The 18,129-nt window shown below is 60.8% G+C and carries 14 protein-coding genes and 3 tRNA genes; 9 read left to right on the forward strand and 8 right to left on the reverse strand.

What is annotated here, in order from left to right:
- Positions 1–146: 146 nt before the first annotated feature.
- Both CLAC_RS09945 and CLAC_RS09950 read right to left on the reverse strand, forming a co-directional pair.
- Positions 147–220: transfer RNA gene (locus CLAC_RS09945), tRNA-Asp, on the reverse strand.
- A gap of 15 nt (positions 221–235) precedes the next feature.
- Positions 236–311, reverse strand: a tRNA-Glu gene (locus CLAC_RS09950).
- Between the two features lie 326 nt (positions 312–637).
- Here CLAC_RS09950 and CLAC_RS09955 point away from each other — a divergent pair.
- Together CLAC_RS09955 and CLAC_RS09960 are read left to right on the forward strand one after the other, a co-directional pair.
- Positions 638–2,773: an AMP-dependent synthetase/ligase gene (locus CLAC_RS09955; protein WP_053412784.1), complete on the forward strand. Its 2,136-nt coding sequence runs from the start codon at positions 638–640 to the stop codon at positions 2,771–2,773.
- Positions 2,774–2,839: 66 nt separating this feature from the next.
- Positions 2,840–3,382 (forward strand): NUDIX hydrolase, encoded by a 543-nt coding sequence (locus CLAC_RS09960; protein ID WP_053412785.1) that lies wholly within the window; start codon positions 2,840–2,842, stop codon positions 3,380–3,382.
- A 102-nt stretch (positions 3,383–3,484) separates the two neighbouring features.
- Here CLAC_RS09960 and CLAC_RS09965 read toward each other — a convergent pair.
- Positions 3,485–3,557: transfer RNA gene (locus CLAC_RS09965), tRNA-Lys, on the reverse strand.
- A 320-nt stretch (positions 3,558–3,877) separates the two neighbouring features.
- On the opposite strand from CLAC_RS09965, the gene CLAC_RS09970 reads away from it, so the two are divergent.
- From CLAC_RS09970 to phoU, 6 genes are all read left to right on the forward strand, one after another.
- Positions 3,878–5,446, forward strand: coding sequence for a cytochrome ubiquinol oxidase subunit I (locus CLAC_RS09970; RefSeq protein WP_053412786.1), 1,569 nt, complete (start codon positions 3,878–3,880; stop codon positions 5,444–5,446).
- A 9-nt stretch (positions 5,447–5,455) separates the two neighbouring features.
- A complete protein-coding gene (cydB, locus tag CLAC_RS09975; protein ID WP_053412787.1) occupies positions 5,456–6,478 on the forward strand; it encodes a cytochrome d ubiquinol oxidase subunit II in 1,023 nt (340 codons plus the stop codon).
- A gap of 22 nt (positions 6,479–6,500) precedes the next feature.
- A complete protein-coding gene (locus tag CLAC_RS09980; RefSeq protein WP_053412788.1) occupies positions 6,501–8,018 on the forward strand; it encodes an ABC transporter transmembrane domain-containing protein in 1,518 nt (505 codons plus the stop codon).
- Positions 8,015–9,658 carry a thiol reductant ABC exporter subunit CydC gene (cydC, locus tag CLAC_RS09985; protein ID WP_053412789.1) on the forward strand — a complete coding sequence of 548 codons (1,644 nt, stop codon included), beginning with the start codon at positions 8,015–8,017 and terminating at the stop codon, positions 9,656–9,658. Before CLAC_RS09980 ends, cydC begins: the two co-directional genes overlap by 4 nt.
- Positions 9,655–10,869 (forward strand): tRNA dihydrouridine synthase DusB, encoded by a 1,215-nt coding sequence (gene dusB, locus CLAC_RS09990; protein ID WP_053412790.1) that lies wholly within the window; start codon positions 9,655–9,657, stop codon positions 10,867–10,869. The genes cydC and dusB overlap by 4 nt, the downstream gene beginning before the upstream one ends.
- 97 nt (positions 10,870–10,966) lie before the next feature.
- On the forward strand, positions 10,967–11,695 hold the full coding sequence (gene phoU, locus CLAC_RS09995; RefSeq protein ID WP_053412791.1) for a phosphate signaling complex protein PhoU: 729 nt from the start codon (positions 10,967–10,969) through the stop codon (positions 11,693–11,695).
- A gap of 129 nt (positions 11,696–11,824) precedes the next feature.
- On the opposite strand, the gene pstB is transcribed toward phoU, so the two are convergent.
- The 5 genes from pstB to mshD all read right to left on the reverse strand — a co-directional run bounded on the left by pstB (position 11,825) and on the right by mshD (position 17,136).
- Positions 11,825–12,601, reverse strand: a complete 777-nt coding sequence (gene pstB, locus CLAC_RS10000) for a phosphate ABC transporter ATP-binding protein PstB (protein WP_053412792.1) — start codon at positions 12,599–12,601, stop codon at positions 11,825–11,827.
- 46 nt (positions 12,602–12,647) lie between these two features.
- Complete coding sequence (gene pstA, locus CLAC_RS10005) at positions 12,648–13,583, reverse strand: phosphate ABC transporter permease PstA (RefSeq protein WP_053412793.1); 936 nt, start codon at positions 13,581–13,583, stop codon at positions 12,648–12,650.
- Between the two features lie 30 nt (positions 13,584–13,613).
- Positions 13,614–14,675 (reverse strand): phosphate ABC transporter permease subunit PstC, encoded by a 1,062-nt coding sequence (pstC, locus tag CLAC_RS10010; protein WP_053412794.1) that lies wholly within the window; start codon positions 14,673–14,675, stop codon positions 13,614–13,616.
- Between the two features lie 141 nt (positions 14,676–14,816).
- The gene (gene pstS, locus CLAC_RS10015; RefSeq protein ID WP_053413398.1) at positions 14,817–15,884 is read right to left on the reverse strand and encodes a phosphate ABC transporter substrate-binding protein PstS; all 1,068 of its coding nucleotides are present in this window, start codon (positions 15,882–15,884) and stop codon (positions 14,817–14,819) included.
- 337 nt (positions 15,885–16,221) lie between these two features.
- On the reverse strand, positions 16,222–17,136 hold the full coding sequence (gene mshD / locus CLAC_RS10020; RefSeq protein ID WP_053412795.1) for a mycothiol synthase: 915 nt from the start codon (positions 17,134–17,136) through the stop codon (positions 16,222–16,224).
- Positions 17,137–17,215: 79 nt separating this feature from the next.
- Between mshD and CLAC_RS10025 the strand changes: the two genes are divergently transcribed.
- Positions 17,216–18,073, forward strand: coding sequence for an LmeA family phospholipid-binding protein (locus tag CLAC_RS10025; protein WP_053412796.1), 858 nt, complete (start codon positions 17,216–17,218; stop codon positions 18,071–18,073).
- Positions 18,074–18,129 lie beyond the last annotated feature (56 nt).

Raw genomic sequence — 18,129 nt, forward strand, 5'->3', positions numbered from 1 at the left:
GTCATCTCCTCGATCTTCTTATCGAACTCAGCAGAGCCGGTACCGGAATGAAAACCGCCCCACACACAAGAACCTGGAAAGACGGGCCACATACGGGTTAATACACAAAAGCCAGCCCCTCTACCGAGGAGCTGACTTTTTATCTGCGACCCTGACGGGACTTGAACCCGCGACCTCCGCCGTGACAGGGCGGCGCGCTAACCAACTGCGCCACAGGGCCATTGTGAAATTTTAGTGGTACTCCCAACGGGATTCGAACCCGTGTTGCCGCCGTGAAAGGGCGGAGTCCTAGGCCTCTAGACGATGGGAGCCCGACATATATTGCCACCGCTCACGTCCTCGCCTCGGCTTTTACACCCTGGCAGGAGCTCGCTGCAACAAAGGAAACTTTAAATCATGCGAGCATTTTTTCCAAAAAATGAGCCTACCTGGGAAAACATAGGACCTTTACATAACTTACGAACTACTTTCACCTGCACTGAAAACCCCGTAGCCACAGACAAAAACATTGAGCACGAATTTTTCACCGTTTTCACTATTTCCAGCCCAGCACCGACCCGCGACAAGTATTTTGGTCTGCAAACACGAATCGAGTTCTTAGTCAACTCACCACAGACAACGAAGCGGAGACCCCATCATGACGCTTGCAAACCCTCACCCATCAGCAGCTTCCAACGCTGCGCCGAACGAGTTCAATGCCCCACAGGCCCACGACCAATCCCCGCCAATCAACTTGCGAGGCGTTCCCCGCCCCACCAATGCCCCTAAAGCAACCTGGTCTGCAAACGGAATCCCAAGCTCCGAGGCAGAGCAAATCGACCGCGAAATCCTCGACAACCCAGCTGCCAGCATCGGCCACCTACTCCAGCGTCGCGCGGCAACCACTCCTGACAAGGTCGCGTACCGCTTTCGCGACCCGAACGAGCAGTGGCAATCATTCACCTGGGACCAGTTCAACGACCGCGTCCAGCAGCTCGCCGCAGGCCTACTCGAGGTCGGCGTAACCAAGGATTCCGCCGCGGCAATCATCGCCGGCACCAGCATCTCATGGGTAGAGGCGGACATCTCCCTGATGTCCATCGGAGCGCAGTCCATCGCCATCTACCCGACCTCCATTTCGGAAGACATCTCCTACATCCTGCGCGATTCCAACTCCCGTATCGCGATCGTCGAAGATGCCTCGCAAGTAGAAAAGCTACTTTCCGTCAGACAGGAGCTCCCCCAGCTCGATCATGTCTACGTTATCGACCCTGCATTCGATTTCGCCACCATCACAGACGAGGACTCCAGGGAGTGGCTATCTCCACTAGAGGAGTTGCGCACCCTCGGGTCGCAGTACCTCCAGCAGGATTCAGATGTCGCCAATCGCGCCATCGCCGCCGTCGACCATGAAACGGTTGCCTGCCTGCAGTACACCTCGGGCACCACAGGCAAGCCGAAGGGCGCCATCATCACCCATGGCGCATGGGTAAAAAATGTCGCATCGGTATGCTCCATCGGCTCCATCTACAACGATGATGTCCACTTCATCTGGCTTCCGATGGCCCACCTATTCGGCCGCTTCCTCGTCTACCTTTCCGCCGACGCCGGGGTGCCTACCGCCATCGACGGTCGCATCGACAAAATCGTGGAGAATCTCCAGGAGGTCAAGCCCACTGTCATGGGCGGCGCGCCGCGCATTTTCGAGAAGGCCTACTCCGCCATCATGGCCCAGTTCGATGGCGACGGTGTGAAGGCAAAACTCGGCAAAGTCAGCATGCGCCTGGCACTTGAGGACACGGAACGCAGGCTCGTCGGCAAGCGGAGTTCGGCATGGCACCGCGCCAAACTGGCGATTGCAGACCGCGTGGTGCTGTCGAAAATCCGCGCGGCGCTCGGCGGGAATGTGCGCATGTTCATTTCGGGCTCCGCCCCGATTAATCAGGACATCACTAAGTGGTTCACCGCCATGGGCATGCCAATCGCCGAAGGCTACGGCCTCACCGAGGGCTGCATCACCCACCTCACCCGCCTCGATGCCTTCCGCATCGGCACTATCGGCTGGCCGCTGCCAGGGGTTGATGCCCGGCTTGCCGACGACGGGGAGTTACTCATCCGAAGTGACTGGAACCTTCTCGGCTACCACAACCGGCCAGACGCCACGAAGGAAGTCCTTCCCGGCGGCAGCTACATGTACACGGGTGACATCGCACACATAGACGACGGTTACTTCTACATCACTGACCGAAAGAAGTCACTGTTCAAGACCTCCAACGGCAAGTACGTCGCGCCCGCGGCAATCGAGTCGGAGTTCAAGGGCCTGTGCCCCATCGCGATGGAGCTGGCCACCTACGGAGAGGGCCACAAGTTCATAGTTGGCATGGTCATACTCGAAGAGAAGGCGACACAGGCCTGGTGCGAGGCCAACGGCATCGAGGCGGATTCCTTTACCGAGATGACCCAGCATCCGAAGGTCGTGGAGTTCGTCCAGCAATGTCTCGCGAAGCTGAACGAACGACTGAACTCGTGGGAACAGGTCAAACGCTTCCGCATCCTGGACCGCGAGCTGACCCTGGAGGCCGACGAACTGACAGCGAGCCTGAAGATGCGTCGCAAGCACGTCCACGAAACCATGAAGGAGCAATTCGAGGCGCTATACGAAGACCCACTAGCGCCAGGTTGTCACGACTCCGCCGGAGTCACCTGGGTCAGCTTCGCCCAGCCGGCACTGGACGAGCACCCGGTCTTGGACGATGCTCACGATATCCACCTACGCCGCCGCAGGAAGCCCTAGGAGGCTTCCAGGCCGTGAGTGTGGAGGGCGTCGGCAAGCGGGCGCCCACCTCTACACTTGAGAACTATGGCTACTCCTGACTTCATCCTGGAACTGCGCGACAAGATTGGCCACGCTCCGCTATGGCTGCCGGGAATAACTGCGGTGGTTTTGAAGGAGGTTCCGCCCGGGGCTCCCATTCACCAGCTACCGGAGGTGCTGCTGGTTCGGCGGGCGGACAATGGCGAGTGGACCCCGGTGACGGGGATAATCGACCCGAACGAGGAACCCCATGTCGCGGCCGTGCGCGAGGTCAAGGAGGAAACGGGGCTCGACGTGATGGTGGAGGCGCTGCTCGGCACCGGCGCGGTGGGCCCTGTCGAGTACCCCAACGGCGACGTGACCTCGTACGTTGATATCGCGATGCGATGCGCCGTCGCGAGCGCCGAGCCCGGGGCGGACACCCCGCACGTGGCGGACGACGAGTCGGTCGAGGTGGGCTGGTTCCAGGTCTCGAAGATGCCTCCGATGAAACCGCGATTCCGGCTCATTATCGCCGACGCGGTGGCCCAGCTAAATCATCCGACCGGATATCGCCCGCGGATGGGCTACTACAAGCGGGAAAGCTGAATCACAGATTTTTCATTTTTCTCTTTTTCCCGCATGCAAGCGCAATGGATACAAAAAACCTGGCAGCGAAGCCGGTTAAAGGCTCCGCCACCAGGCGCGCAGTGGGCCCTGAGGGGCTCGAACCCTCGACCTGCGGATTAAAAGTCCGTAGCTCTACCAACTGAGCTAAAGGCCCGTGCGAAGTAAATCGTAGCAATTGAAACACGAATTCCAACAATCGGGATCGAAAATTTCCCGCTCCCGCCCCCGACCTCGCAACTCAATCAATCGCGCAACATACCCCCACCCCTATTTTGGCCTAGACGAAAGCACGCAACGGAACTTAGCCCCCAACCCGCCCGACTGTCTATATAAGCGGCTAGTCTCCCGCCCCGGTTGTTGCAACCCTTTTTCGCCCCGAGCACCACTCAGGTGACGAGGGAGAAACTAGGGTCGCACGACGGCGCTACGGACTACCTGCTCTAACCAAACAACGTTTCTTGCAGTCGAGGAATCATGGATGTCGTCGATATATCCCGCTGGCAGTTCGGCATAACCACCGTCTACCACTTCCTATTCGTCCCCCTGACCATCGGCCTTGCCCCACTCGTCGCCATCATGCAGACGCTGTGGGCCACGACCAAAAACGACCTCTGGTACCGTGCCACTCGCTTCTTTGGCACGGTCTTCATCATCAACTTCGCTATGGGTGTCGCAACCGGCATCGTCCAGGAGTTCCAATTCGGCATGAACTGGTCCGAATACTCCCGGATGATTGGCGACGTCTTCGGCGGACCGCTGGCCCTCGAAGGCCTGATCGCGTTCTTTTTAGAATCGACCTTCCTGGGCCTGTGGATTTTCGGATGGGGCCGAATCCCCACCTGGGCTCACACTGCGTCAATCTGGGTCGTCGCCATCGCGGTGAATATCTCCGCGTACTTCATTATCGTCGCGAACTCCTTCATGCAGCACCCGGTGGGCGCCATCTACAACCCGGAGACGCACCGTGCGGAGCTCACAGACCTCGGGGCCCTGCTAACCAATCCCACCGCGCTAGCCGCCTTTCCCCACGCAGTCGCCGGTTCTTTCCTCACCGCGGGCACGCTGATCCTCGGTATCAGCGGCTGGTGGATTGTCCACAGCCGCCGCGGCGGGGAGAGCAACACCGTCTACGAGCAGACCTTCCGCAAGGCGGGCCGAATTGGCTGGTGGGCCACCGTCCTCGCCTCCATAGCTGTCGCAATCACCGGCGATATTCAGGCGAAAATCATGTTCGTGCAGCAGCCGATGAAGATGGCCTCCGCGGAGTCTCTATGCCACACCCAAACGGACCCGATGTTCTCCGTCCTCACCGTCGGCACGCACAACAACTGTGATTCCGTGTCGCACTGGTTGGAGCTTCCCTGGGTGCTGCCTTTCCTCGCTGAGGGCAAGTTCTCGGGCGTCACACTTCAGGGTGTCCAGGACTTGCAAAAGCAGGCGGAAGCGATGTTCGGCCCCGGCAACTACGCTCCAAATCTCTTCGTCACCTACTGGTCCTTCCGCGCCATGATTGGCCTGATGGCCGGTTCCCTGGCAATCGCGTTTTTCGCCTGGCTGTTCACCCGGCGCGGCCTCGTCCCGACGGGCCGGTGGTCTCGTCTCTTCGCCCTGGGCTCGCTACTGGCCATCCCGTTCCCGTTCGTCGCCAACAGCGCCGGGTGGGTATTCACGGAAATGGGCCGCCAGCCCTGGATCGTCCACCCCAACCCCGACCACGCCGGCGATCCTCGCACGGAGCTAATCCGTATGACCGTCGACATGGGCGTTTCTGATCACGCACCCACGACGGTACTGATCACGCTCATCGGTTTCACCGCAATCTATCTCGCGCTCGCCGTGGTCTGGTTCTGGCTGATTCGCCGGGCGGTCATCGCTGGCCCGCCTATCGACGCCCCGAACCACCCCGCCGTCACAGCTACCGGGGTATCGGCAGCACACTCGGCGATGCCCGGGCCTTCGGCACCTGTCGCAACCGACCTCGGTGCGAGGGTTAGCTCCCCGGTCCGTTTCGCGCAGTGCCGACCCGTCGAGTCAGAAAGGTAGTCGATAAACATGTTTGGGCTAGATCTTCCCGTCGTCTGGTTTGTTCTCGTTGCGTTCCTTTTCGCCGGGTATTTCCTCCTGGAAGGCTTCGACTTCGGTGTCGGAATGCTGCTGCCTTTCCTTGGCCGTGGGGAGCCACGTCGTAAAGCGATGCTGGGCACAATCGGTCCGGTGTGGGATGGCAACGAGGTGTGGCTGATTACCGCGGGAGGAGCGCTCTTCGCGGCGTTCCCCGAGTGGTATGCGTCGATGTTTTCGGGCTTCTACCTTCCCCTGTTTCTCATCCTGGTGGCATTGATCGTGCGAATCGTGGGCCTGGAGTGGCGCTCGAAGGTGCACGAGGATTCGTGGCGCGCCTGGTGCGATGGCGCGATTGTGTTCGGCTCGTGGCTGCCTCCGATTCTGTGGGGCGTGGCGGTGTCGAACCTCATCCGCGGCGTGCCGTTGGACGCGAACAGGAATCTCGATTCGGGTTTCGGCACGCTTTTAGGGTTGCTAAACCCGTACGCCCTGCTTGGCGGCGCCGCCTTTGCCTCCGTCTTTGCCCTGCACGCGGTCGCATTCCTGCGCCTGAAGACGGCGGGCACGCTGCGGGAGGCCCTCGGGCGCGCGGTGCCGATCCCCGCTGCGGCGGCGCTGCTATTCGGCAGCGCTTTCCTGCTGTGGACACAGCTGGCCTATGGCAAGCCGTGGGTGTGGGTTCCGCTTGTCGTCGCGGCAGCGGGACTGGCGCTGGCAGTCGTCGCCATCGCCGCTGGTCGCGACGGCCTCGGATTCATTGCCAGCTCAGTCACTGTGGTCACCGTGACGGTGGTAGTTTTCGGATCGATGTTCCCGTTCCTGATGCCCTCCACGGCACCCGGTGGGGTGTCGCTGGACATCTGGAACGCGTCCTCCAACCCGTACACGCTGAAGATTATGACCTGGGCCGCCATTGCGGTGACGCCGTTGGTCCTTCTCTACCAGTCGTGGACTTACTGGGCTTTCCGCAAGCGCCTGACCGCCGACCGTGCCGCGATGCCGACCGAGTGAATAAGTACGGAGAGGAGCACGCATGAGCACGACCGTGGCGGCGGCTCGAGGACCGATTGACCCGAATCTTTTGGCTCTTTCCACGCCGGTCCGTCGGTGGATTTTCGTCGCTGGAGTCCTGACCACGCTCAATGTCGCCGCGACTATCACCCTGGGCTTGGCTATCGGAATCACCGTGGCCAGAGTCCTCGGGGAAGGCGACCCCGCCTGGCCCCTTTTCGCCGCCGTTTCGTTGACCGCTGCGGCCGCGAAGGTCGCCTGTTCATGGGCTCTGACCAGGTTCGGCGAGGCTGTCGGCGCGGAGGCGGCCTCTACCCTGCGGGCCGATGCGCTCCGGGCTCTCGCGTTGAAGGATCCGCGCACCGTCGATCTCTCCGCGTGGCGAGCAACCCTCACCGTCGGCATCGACGGCGTTGCCGTCTACATCGCGGAGTTCCTCCCCAGCATCGTCGCAGCAGCGCTGGCCACTCCCATCGCACTGTTCACCGTCGCTTTTCTGGACCTGTACTCGTTCGCCATCGCTGCAGTAACGCTCCCCCTTGTGCCCCTTTTCATGTGGCTGGTCGGCCGCCTGACCGAGGGACGCACCGAGCGCCGCCTGGCGGATATCGGCACCGTCCGCTCCCAAATCCTCGACCTCATCACCGGACTGCCAACCCTACGTGCCCACGGCATCGCGTCGGCACCCGACGCCGAAATCCGCCGACTGTCCGAGCAGCACCGGGACTCCTCCATGGCCGTGCTCCGCGTGGCCTTCCTTTCCTCCATGGTCCTCGAGTTTTTAACCACGCTATCTATCGCGCTCATAGCCGTCAGCATCGGCTTCAGGCTTCTCGACGGCTCCAGCACCCTCAGCACCGGGCTCGCCGTCTTGATTATCGCCCCGGAAATCTACGCGCCCATCCGCGCCGTGGGGCACAAGTTCCACGCGGCCCAGGACGGTCTAGTCGCTGCCCGCGAGGTCACGGCCCTGCTCAGTGCACCGAGCCCGGTGGCGAGCGAGGAGTCGTCGGCAAGCGGAACGGAGGTGGCGCCGACGGTAGAGTTCCGAGACTTCTCCGCGCCCGGCCGTGACGGGTGCCGCCCCTACCTGCTCAGCGCGGTGGCAGGGCCTGGGCGGGTGACCGTGCTGGCTGGGCCGAATGGCGTGGGCAAGACGACCGCGCTGCTGGCCGCGGCTGGAATAGTGACGGAGAATCTCTGCGGGCAGGTGCGGGTGACCGTACACGGCCCCGAACTGCTCCGCCGCATCGCTTGGGTGCCGCAGCGGCCGGTCCTCGACCCGGCCTCAATTGGGGATGACTCGCGGCGCTCCCTCGGCCAGCGGCAACGTCAGGCGCTGCAGCTCGCGCTGTCGGATCCTAGCCGTAACCTTGTGCTTGCCGACGAGCCCACCGCGCACCTCGACTCCGACAGCGCACGCGAGGTCATCGATTCCCTGCGCGAGCGCGCCCGGCGCGGAGCTACGGTGCTGGTCAGCAGCCACGACCCGCTGCTTATCGACGCCGCCGACGACGTCGTGGAGGTGCGTGCGAAGTGAACGGATTGAGGCGGCCCGCAGGCACAGGCCCGGACGCGGGCGTCCTGCGCAGCCTCCGGGGGCTCATCGGCCTGCGCGAACTTCTGTGGCCAGTCTTTGCCGGGACCGTGACGCTGCTGTCAGCGCTGAGTCTCACTGTGGTTTCCGCATGGTTGATCACGCGCTCATGGCAAATGCCACCGCTGATGGAGATTACGGTGGCCGTCACCTCCGTGCGGGCCCTAGGTATTTCTCGGTCGGTGTTCCGTTACATAGACAGGCTGGCCGCGCACCACGTCGCTCTGACCGCTGCGGAGCGTTCCCGCCTGGCGCTGTGGCGCAATCTCTCGGGAAAGCCACAGGTTGCGGGGTGTGGCCGCGGCGAGCTAGCGGGGCTTCTCGGCACGGATGTCGACACACTGGCGAACGTGGTCGTCCGCTTTGTCATCCCGACACTCATCGCAGCTACAACCTCTATTCTCGCCGTCTGCTTCGCGGCTGTTCTCTCCGTTCCATCCGCCGCAGTGCTCGCCGTCGGTCTTGCTGTCGCGGGCATGGCCGCGCCGTACCTGATTTACCGCACCACCGTCGCCGGGGTGGATCCTCGCGCGAGAGCCCTCACCGACACCGCTAGCGCGATTGAGTCCGTCCTCGTCGACTCCGCCGGCCTGCGCATCCGGGGCCAGCTCGACGAGGCGATTGCGGCCGCCACCCGTTCGACCACCGCCGTCGCGCGCATTGACCGCCATACAGGCAACGCGGCCGGCAGAGCCTCCGCGCTCGCCACCGCCGCCTCCACGCTGTGCGCCGTCGCCACCGTCGGCATCGCCGCCTACCTGATGGGCACTGCGCACAGCCCCGAATGGCTCACCGTCCTAGTCCTGATTCCCCTGGCCGCCTTCGAATCCGTCGCGGCGCTGCCCGCGGGAGCCCAAACTCTCGCCCGCTCCCGCTTAAGCCTCATCACGCTTGCCGACGCCCCCTCCACCGGCGCCGTCGGCCCTAGCGGCGCGACTATTCCCGCAGACCTTCCTCTAGAGTTGGCGGCGCCGCTGCTGCGCGTCCACGACTTGGAAACCGCGCACGGAAACCTGGGGCCATGGAACTTTGAGCTGCCCTTCGGCGAGTACAAGGAGATCACGGCGCCGTCGGGAAGCGGGAAGACCACGCTGCTAAAGACACTGGCCGGGGCCATTTCCCCACTCAGCGGTCGGGTGGAGATTGTGGCCGATTCGCGACCGTTGCCGCCTGTGCCGGAGGTAGTTCGCTTTGTCGCCGAAGACGAGCACATCTTTGCCACGACCGTCCGCGACAATATTGCGGTCGGCAACCCTAAGGCGACCGCGGGCGAAATTGCCGAGGTCACCACGGCCCTGGGGCTTGCCGAATGGGTCAGCAGGCTGCCGGATGGCTTGGATACGGTGCTCGCCGACGGGGCCGACAGCCTCTCGGGCGGCCAGCGACGTCGCCTCATCCTCGCGCGTGCACTGGTGAGCACCGCTCCGATTCTGCTACTCGATGAGCCGACCGAACATATAGACGAAGCTTCCGAGGCAATCCTTCAGCTCCTGCGCGACGGCTGCGCCCATGGCACTCTGCCCGGGGCACGCGGTCGGCGCAGCGTTGTAGTTGTTCGCCACCCTCGGCAAGTGCGACAATGACTTGCGTGTCGAGTCCTCAAACCACGCTAACCGCAAACGCCGCGCCCAGCCCTGTGCACATTGGCCCCTTCGAGCTGTCCTCACCGGTGGTCCTTGCGCCCATGGCCGGCGTCACCAACGTGGCGTTCCGTACCCTGTGCCGAGAGCAAGAACGCGCCCGTACGGGAACGGTCTCGGGTCTCTACGTATGCGAAATGGTCACCGCACGCGCGCTTGTCGAGCGCAACGAGAAGACCATGCACATGACCACCTTCGCCCCCGACGAGGACCCACGCAGCCTGCAGCTCTACACCACGGATCCAAAGTGGACCTACGAGGCCGCCAAGATGATCGTCGAGGAAAACCTCGCCGACCACATTGACATGAACTTCGGTTGCCCCGTGCCCAAGGTCACTCGCAAGGGCGGCGGCTCGGCTCTGCCGTACAAGCGCCGCCTCTTCGGCAATATCGTCGCCGCGGCGGTCAAGGCCACCGAGGGCACGGATATTCCGGTCACCGTTAAGTTCCGCGTCGGTATCGACGACGAGCACCACACACACCTCGATGCCGGGCGCATTGCCGCATCTGAGGGGGCTAAGGCCGTGGCCGTGCACGCCCGCACCGCGGCGCAACGCTACTCCGGTCACGCCGACTGGTCCCAGATTGCGAGACTGAAGGAGCACATGGTGGACTCCGGCTTTGCCGACATCCCGGTTCTCGGCAATGGCGACATCTTCGCCTCCACGGACGCCCGCAAGATGATGGACAGCACCGGCTGCGATGGCGTCGTCGTCGGCCGCGGTTGCCTCGGCCGCCCGTGGCTATTTGCCGAGCTCTCCGCGGAACTTCGCGGAGAAGAGGTTCCCGCACCGCCGACCTTCGGCGAGGTCGCGGGCATTATCCGTCGGCACGCGGAGCTATTGGTGCAGCACGAGGGCGAGCGCAAGGGCTGCCGCGACCTGCGCAAACACATCGCCTGGTACCTGCGCGGCTACCCTGCCGGCGGTGAGATTCGCAAGTCGCTCGCCCGCGTCGGTTCGCTCGCCGAGCTCGATGAGATTCTCACCCCGCTTTACGACGGCGAGCTCGCCACTGCTCTGCCCGAGGACGCCGACGGGCCGCGTGGACGACAAGGATCGCCTGCGAAGGTGGTGCTCCCGGAAGGGTGGCTCGACGACCCGGAAGACGACACTGTCCCCGAAGGCGCGGAGATAATGCACTCGGGCGGGTAACCGGCGGCTGGGAATTCCCCATTGGACTGATCTTTCGTTTCAGCTACGCCTGAATTTAGGTGAGCAAAAACTGTCCACACGTTCTAGTATGTAACACATGCGTACCGTCTATCGAGAACAAATGGATAACCTGGCACACAGCCTTATCGTCATGTGTGACCACGTCCACTCCATGCACAGCACTGCCAACCGAGCGCTCTTTAATGCAGACCTCGTCGCCGCCGAGGAAGTGCTTTCTCTGATGGACCCACTGGATGAAATTCGCAAAGACGCTGAGCAACGGGCTTTCGAATTGCTCGCACGCGAAGCTCCGGTAGCAGGCGACCTGCGTCAGGTCGTTAGCGGAATTTATATCGTCGAAGATATCTGCCGCATGGGAGCACTCAGCGTCCATATCGCAAACACCGCGCGCCGTCGTCACCCAGAGAAGGCACTACCTGAACCTGTCGAAGGCTTCTTCCGTGAAATGGCGTCGGTATCAGAATCGATGACGCACGAAACCCGTCAAGTCCTCATCGATTACGACGTGGACCAGGCCTTAGCAATTGACAAGACCGATGACAGCATTGATGACATCCATCAGCATCTATTCACTCTCACCACTGCCGATGACTGGCCGCACACCCCGCAAGAAACCGTTGACATAACACTTCTGAGCAGGTTCTACGAACGCTACGCGGACCACGCTGTCGAGGTCGCCGCTCGCATCGTTTACCTCGCTACCGGCTACAAGCAGACTGAATACTTAGACAAGTTGGAGGGCGACCGCGATCAAAAGCACTTTGCTCGCCGACTCGAAGACCTAGAGCGCCATTTGCGTATGTAGGCGCAACTAAGGCACCAGGTCCTCTGAAAACAGCGAAAAGAGCATTGCCGTGCTGAGGCAATGCTCTTTTCGGGTCGAAGCGCAAAACCCTCTTAAAGGGACTTTAGTGACGCATCTTGGCCAATGAGCTTATCCGAAGCGACCAGAGATGTAGTCCTCGGTCTCCTTCTTTTCCGGGTTCTCGAAGATCTTCTTCGTCGGGCCGACCTCGACCAGGTGCCCTGGCTTGCCAGTGGCCTCCAGTGAGAAGAACGCAGTCTGATCGGAGACACGCGCTGCCTGCTGCATGTTATGAGTCACAATGACGATAGTGAACTGTTCCTTCAGCTCATGGATTAGGTCCTCAATCGCCAAGGTGGAAATCGGATCGAGTGCCGAGCACGGCTCGTCCATCAGCAGAACCTCCGGCTCGACCGCAATAGCGCGGGCAATACACAGTCGCTGCTGCTGACCACCGGAAAGACCGCCGCCCGGCTTGTCCAGGCGATCCTTGACCTCATCCCACAGGTTCGCACCACGCAGGGACTTCTCCGCTACCTCCCTCAAACGAGCCTTATTTTTCACGCCTGAGAGCTTCAGGCCGGCGACGACATTGTCCTCAATCGACATTGTCGGGAAAGGGTTCGGACGCTGGAACACCATACCGATGGTATTGCGAACTGAGACCGGGTCGATTTTCGGGCCGTAGATGTTCTCGCCGTCGAGAAGCACCTCTCCCTTGACGTAGGCCCCCGGGATGACCTCGTGCATGCGGTTGAGAGAACGCAGCACAGTCGACTTACCACAGCCAGACGGGCCGATGAACGCGGTAACCGAACGCGGAGGAACGTGCAGGTTGACGTTCTGGACAGCGTGGAAATCGCCGTAATAAATGTTGACGTTGTTAAGATCCAGGCGCTTAGCCATTTTCTCTAAAACCTTCCTTGGGTGTGCGGACGAAGTGCGCCCAGAATTAGTTCTTAACCGAGAACTTGGCGGAGACGATACGAGCCACGATATTGATGACAGCGATGATCAGAACCAGCGTCAATGCGGCTCCCCACATCTTGTCGAATGCAGCGCCGGTATTGCCTGCCTTGTACATGTCAAGCATGAACAGTGGCAGCGACGACTGCGACTGGCCGAACGGATTGTAGGTGATAATGCGCGAGGTAGCGACGAGGATTAGCATTGGCGCAGACTCGCCCATGACGCGGGCAATTGCCAGCATGATTCCGGTGACGATGCCGGACAAAGCAGTTGGGAGAACGACCTTGAGAATCGTCTTCCACTTCGGGACACCGAGCGCATAGGCAGCCTCGCGCAGATCATCGGACACGACGCGGAGCATCTCCTCAGTATTGCGGACAACAATCGGCAGCATGAGCAGAACCAGGGCCAACGCGACTGCGAAGCCCGAGCGGCTCATCCCAAACATCACGACCCACATCGAGTAGATGAACAGGGAGGCGACGATTGAGGGAACACCGGAGAGAATATCGACCATGAAGGTCGTAACCTTGCCAAGCCGGGAATTGCCAGCGTATTCAACCAGGTATATTGCAACAAAGATGCCAAACGGCACCGTCAGAACTGTGGTCACCAGCGCCTGAACGATAGTGCCGATAATTGCGTGGGCCACGCCGCCGCTGGTCGAACCTACGGTTACGCCACGCTGAGAGCTCCCCCACCACTCTGCAGACAAGAGCGAAGGAGTACCGCGCACAATCACTTCGAACAGGACCCACACCAGCGGGATAAGCGCCAAAGCCATACACGCGTAAATCAAGACAGTTGAAATCTTGTCCGAAGCTTTACGGGAACCCTTGATTTGGGTGAATGCGGATTCGCCCGTCGGTACTTTCCCATTCGGATCGCGGGTCAGAGAATCAGAGGTCTGAGTAGTCATTGTTACTTTCGTTCCTTTTCCTGACGCCTGCTATTTCTTCGCAATCACACGGGCTGCGGAGTTAACCACGAAGGTCAGCAGGAACAGCACCAGACCCGCCGACATGTAGGCGCCGGCCTTGAGATTGTCGTTGAACTCCGGCGCCGCGTTAGCAATTGCAGTCGCGAAGGTAGTACCTCCGTCGAAAAGCGATGCGCGGAAGGCGGAGGAAGGAGAAATCACGAGGTACAGGGCCATCGTCTCACCGAGGGCGCGCCCCAGTCCGAGCATCGAGCCGGAGATGAAGCCGGACTTACCGAACGGGAGGATGGCGAGTTTTACCATCTCCCAGCGAGTAGCACCCAGCGCCAGTGAGGCCTCAATATGCCCTCGTGGAGTCTGGACAAAAACCTCACGCGTCGTAGCCGCAATCACCGGCAGAATCATAATCGCGAGGACGACACCACCTGTGAAAAGGTTACGTCCTGTTTCGAAGGCCGGGGAGTTCGGGTAAATCGCGAACAAAGGGATGAAGCCAAGAACATCGGCGAGAATTTTATACAGCCCTGACAACGCAGGCCCCAGAGCCATGAAGCCCCACAGACCGTAAACAATCGACGGGACCGCGGCCAGAAGATCAACCAGGTAACCGAGAGGCTTCACCATTGACTTCGGCGCATATGCAGTTAAGAAAATTGCAATTCCCAGCGCAACCGGCATAGCCAAAAGGAGCGCGAGAATCGACACCGAAACGGTTACCAGGAACATATTCGGGATACCGAAGTGCATTGCCGCGGTATCAGCCAAATTCCAACGGTCGGAGTAGGTAAAGAAGTTTTCTTCGTTACGGGAGATTGCTGGAACTGCGCGCAGTAGCAGGAACACTGCAATAGCGATGATAGACACGGTGACAAGCACCGACGACCCCACAGACAGAATCCGGAAAATCCGGTCGCCTGGACGGACAACCCCAGCGTTGGAGGTGCCAAGCTCTGATTCTGGCGCGTCCGCCGCTACGGTTTGGCCTTGTTTACCTGTACGGTTTGCGGTGGTCAGAACCGGGCTGCCATCAACAGTGTCCTGATTTCCCGGGAGGGAAGACGAGGAACTCATGATCTCTTTCCTAGATAGAAGTGATTTGCGCTTATTCGCGAACAAAGACCGACTACTCCGACCGTTGCGCAGAGTTTAAGACTCAACGCGTTTGGTCAGAGCCAATCGGCCTTCGAGCGATTTGGCTAGATGCCTTGACACTTACTTAATCGCGTCAACTGCAGCAGAGAGCTTGTCCTTGAACTCACCCTGAACTGGGATGTAGCCCAGCTTCTCAAGCTCGTCGGTCTGTCCCTTCTCCAGGACGACCTTCAGGAAGTTCTTAACCAGATCACGAGTCTGATCGTCGTAGCCAGCGGAACAGACAATCTCGTAGGTGGTCAGAACCAGCGGGTAAGCGCCGTCTTCCTTCATTGAGAACAGAGCGTCAGAGTCAACCACCATGTCGTGGCCCTCGGTCTTGAACTTGACCTTGTCCAGCGCCTTGCCGACGGTGTCCTTGTTCAGCTCAACTGGGCCGTTACCGAAGTCCAGCTTGGCAACGCCGAGCTTCTTGTCCTTAGCGAAGCCGGACTCAACGTAGGTGATAGCTCCGTCGATCTTGGAGACCTCATCGACGACACCGGCGGAACCGTTGGCGCCCTGGCCGGTGGCGGTCGGGAAGGACTTGGAGGCCTCGTGAGTCCACTGCTCGGGAGCGGCAGCGGAGAGGAACTTCATGAAGTTCTCAGAGGTACCGGACTCCTCAGAGCGGAACACAACCTTGATGTCCTTATCCGGCAGCTTCGCGCCCTTATTTTCTTCCTCAATCTTCGGGTCATTCCACTTGGTGATCTTGCCGTCGAAGATTTCAGCGACAGTCGCCGGGGACAGCGAGAGCTCAACGCCCTCCAGGTTGTAGGCAACTGCGACTGGGCCGACAACCATCGGCAGGTGCCATGCATCGTTGTCGGAGCAACGCTTCTTTGCCTCAGCGACCTGATCCTTGCCGTCCTTCTCCTTCAGAGCGGAGTCGGAACCGGCGAAAGCGACGGTGCCGGCGATGAACTGGGTCTGGCCGGAGCCAGAACCGGTTGCGTTGTAGGACAGGGTCGAGCCGGTCTCCTCGAAGAGGGTGGCGAACAGGTCCATCGCACGCTGCTGGGAGGTAGCGCCCTCGCCCTGCAGCTGGCCAGTGGTCTCTGCCAGGCCCTCAACATCGGAAGCAGCATTGTTGCCGCCCTCAGAGCAGGCGGCCAGGGTCAGGCTTGCGACAGCAGCAAGACCCATAACGGACGCTGCACGATTCTTCTTCAGCACGGTATTCCTCCGGTTTAAAAAGCATGTCTTAAGACAAGCGACTTGAGTGAGACAGTTCTGTGGAACCGTTTCACTCGGTCCACTGGAGGAAGAAGCTAACGAGTCTTGGTAACTAAGAATTGTTGCGTACGTTAACAACTGGTGAACGCCAAAGTAAATCTGTGGGCGCGGTCCGATTTACCTGGTGAGAACCTGAAAAACCGCTTTAAAACGGGGGCAGTCCAGGGGGAAGATTTCCTACCCCTTAAGCTGATTCATCACCGCGATACAAGCAATTTCGACGCCAACTACACGCCTGCTACCAGTGTCACACGCCGTACATCACATCGCGCCGAGACACCTCAAACCCCACTTTCTCGTAGGTACCAATCGCCGCGGAGTTGTCACCCTCCACGTAGAGAATTACCTCTTCAGCACCCCGCTTTCGCAGATGCGACAGGCCGATATTAGTTAACCAACGTCCCAGCCCGCGCCTCCGAGCCCGCGTGGCCAGGCCAATCACATAGACCTCTCCAGTCGGTTTTTCAGCCTCCGCGTGCCACTTAGTCCAATGGAAACCACAGATTGAGTCGGCAGCATCCTCCCCTCCCGCGATATCCGCCGCGAAGAACACGCCCTCCTCATCGAACCACTCCGTGTCACGCGCGCGCTGCAGCTGCTCCTCGGACCAACCGCCCTGCTCCGGATGCCAATCGAACGCCTCATTGTTCACCGACAGCCACGCGCGATCGACCGCCGCGCTCCCCCAGCGCCGGCGCGCGGCCGCCAGATTCACCGCCTCCACGTCATCTCGCTTCACGACACCACCTTCAGTCGCATCCAGTCCCTGCGCATCAATGGACATCTGCAGAAGCTCACGTACTACACGGCGGCCAGTCAACTCCGCGAGCCGCGCGGCTCCACCGATATCACCGTGCGCCCAAATGGGCAGTCGATCGCCGACCTCGTTATCGATATAAGCGAGCAGCGCAGCCCCGACGCCGGACTTCCTAGACTCCGGGTCGACGACCATCTCGATTGCATCGGGGGCGACCCCGGCGAAGCCCAGATATGTACCGCCCTCCCGGACCGCGAAGTGGCGGTGGCCGAAGGAAGCGTCGTCAAGCCCGCGGACAAAGGCCTCACCCAGCGGTTCCACGCCATCGGCGGTGATGGCGCGCCCCAGGATGTCGTGCACCTGAGGCAGGTCCAAATCGGATTCGAAGAGCTCCACTACATTCATGAGCCCACCCTATACAAACCCTGACTGGCAAGGAGTCCGCAGCTTCGGTCGAATTCGGTGAATGCGGTACTAATAGAGTGTGCCCACATCTCGACGACTCTTGAAGGTTGGCGGCTCCGTTCTCGCCGTCGCAGCGCTCCTGGTGACTGCGGACGCGGGCTTTGCCGCGCACGCGGAGCAATCCCTGTCAGAGCAGATTCGCAAGACCGCGCATCTTGAAATGACGCCCTATGTAAGCATCGCGGGCAAGGCGTACACATCGTCGTTCTTTACGGGTAAGTGGAGCTCGGTGAACTCGCGCATCCGCGACGTCGAGGTCCCCGGCTTTGGACTGGTCTCCCTCGAATACGGCGCGGTGAATGTGCAGATCCCGAAGGAATCCGTGTGGTCGGGTCAATTCGGGGAGTCGAAGACGAAGCAGTACTTCACCAAATTGGGGCTCGACGGGCTATCGCTCGGGCGAAAGATGGGGCTGAGCGACCTCGTTATTCAGCCATTGGAGGACTCCTCACCGGCTGGCGGTTGGGAGACCGAGGCACTGTTCGAGGCCACCCCGAAAGACTGGAAGACCGCCGCTAAAGTCGCGGTGAAACTACGCATCGTCCAGGGAGACGTAATAATTACGCCGATCGACATTGTCGCTACACCAAAGGGCTCGGAGGCGACGAGCCTGGGCGACCCGGAGGAGCTGTCGGAGGCAGACCGGAAGACCGTTCTTGAGACGTTCTCGCTCACGCTGCGCGGCGATGACATTCCGCTAGGCATGCCGGCGACTCGCATCTTTGTGTCCGGCGGCACTGTGACCATTGAGGGTGAGCAGATTATGTGCACCGTCTCGCCGGCGAATTTCATGCCCCCGACCTCACGGGATGCGGCGGAGCTATCTGCGAAGTCGGCGGAGAAGCTGCCGGCGAGCAACTGCCGCGTGCGCCGCTGAGCGGTTAGTGGGCTCTTGGACGGCTGCCGGTTCGGGCGAAACCTGCATGTATGCGT

Source organism: Corynebacterium lactis RW2-5, assembly GCF_001274895.1.
Classification (GTDB): Bacteria; Actinomycetota; Actinomycetes; order Mycobacteriales; family Mycobacteriaceae; genus Corynebacterium; species Corynebacterium lactis.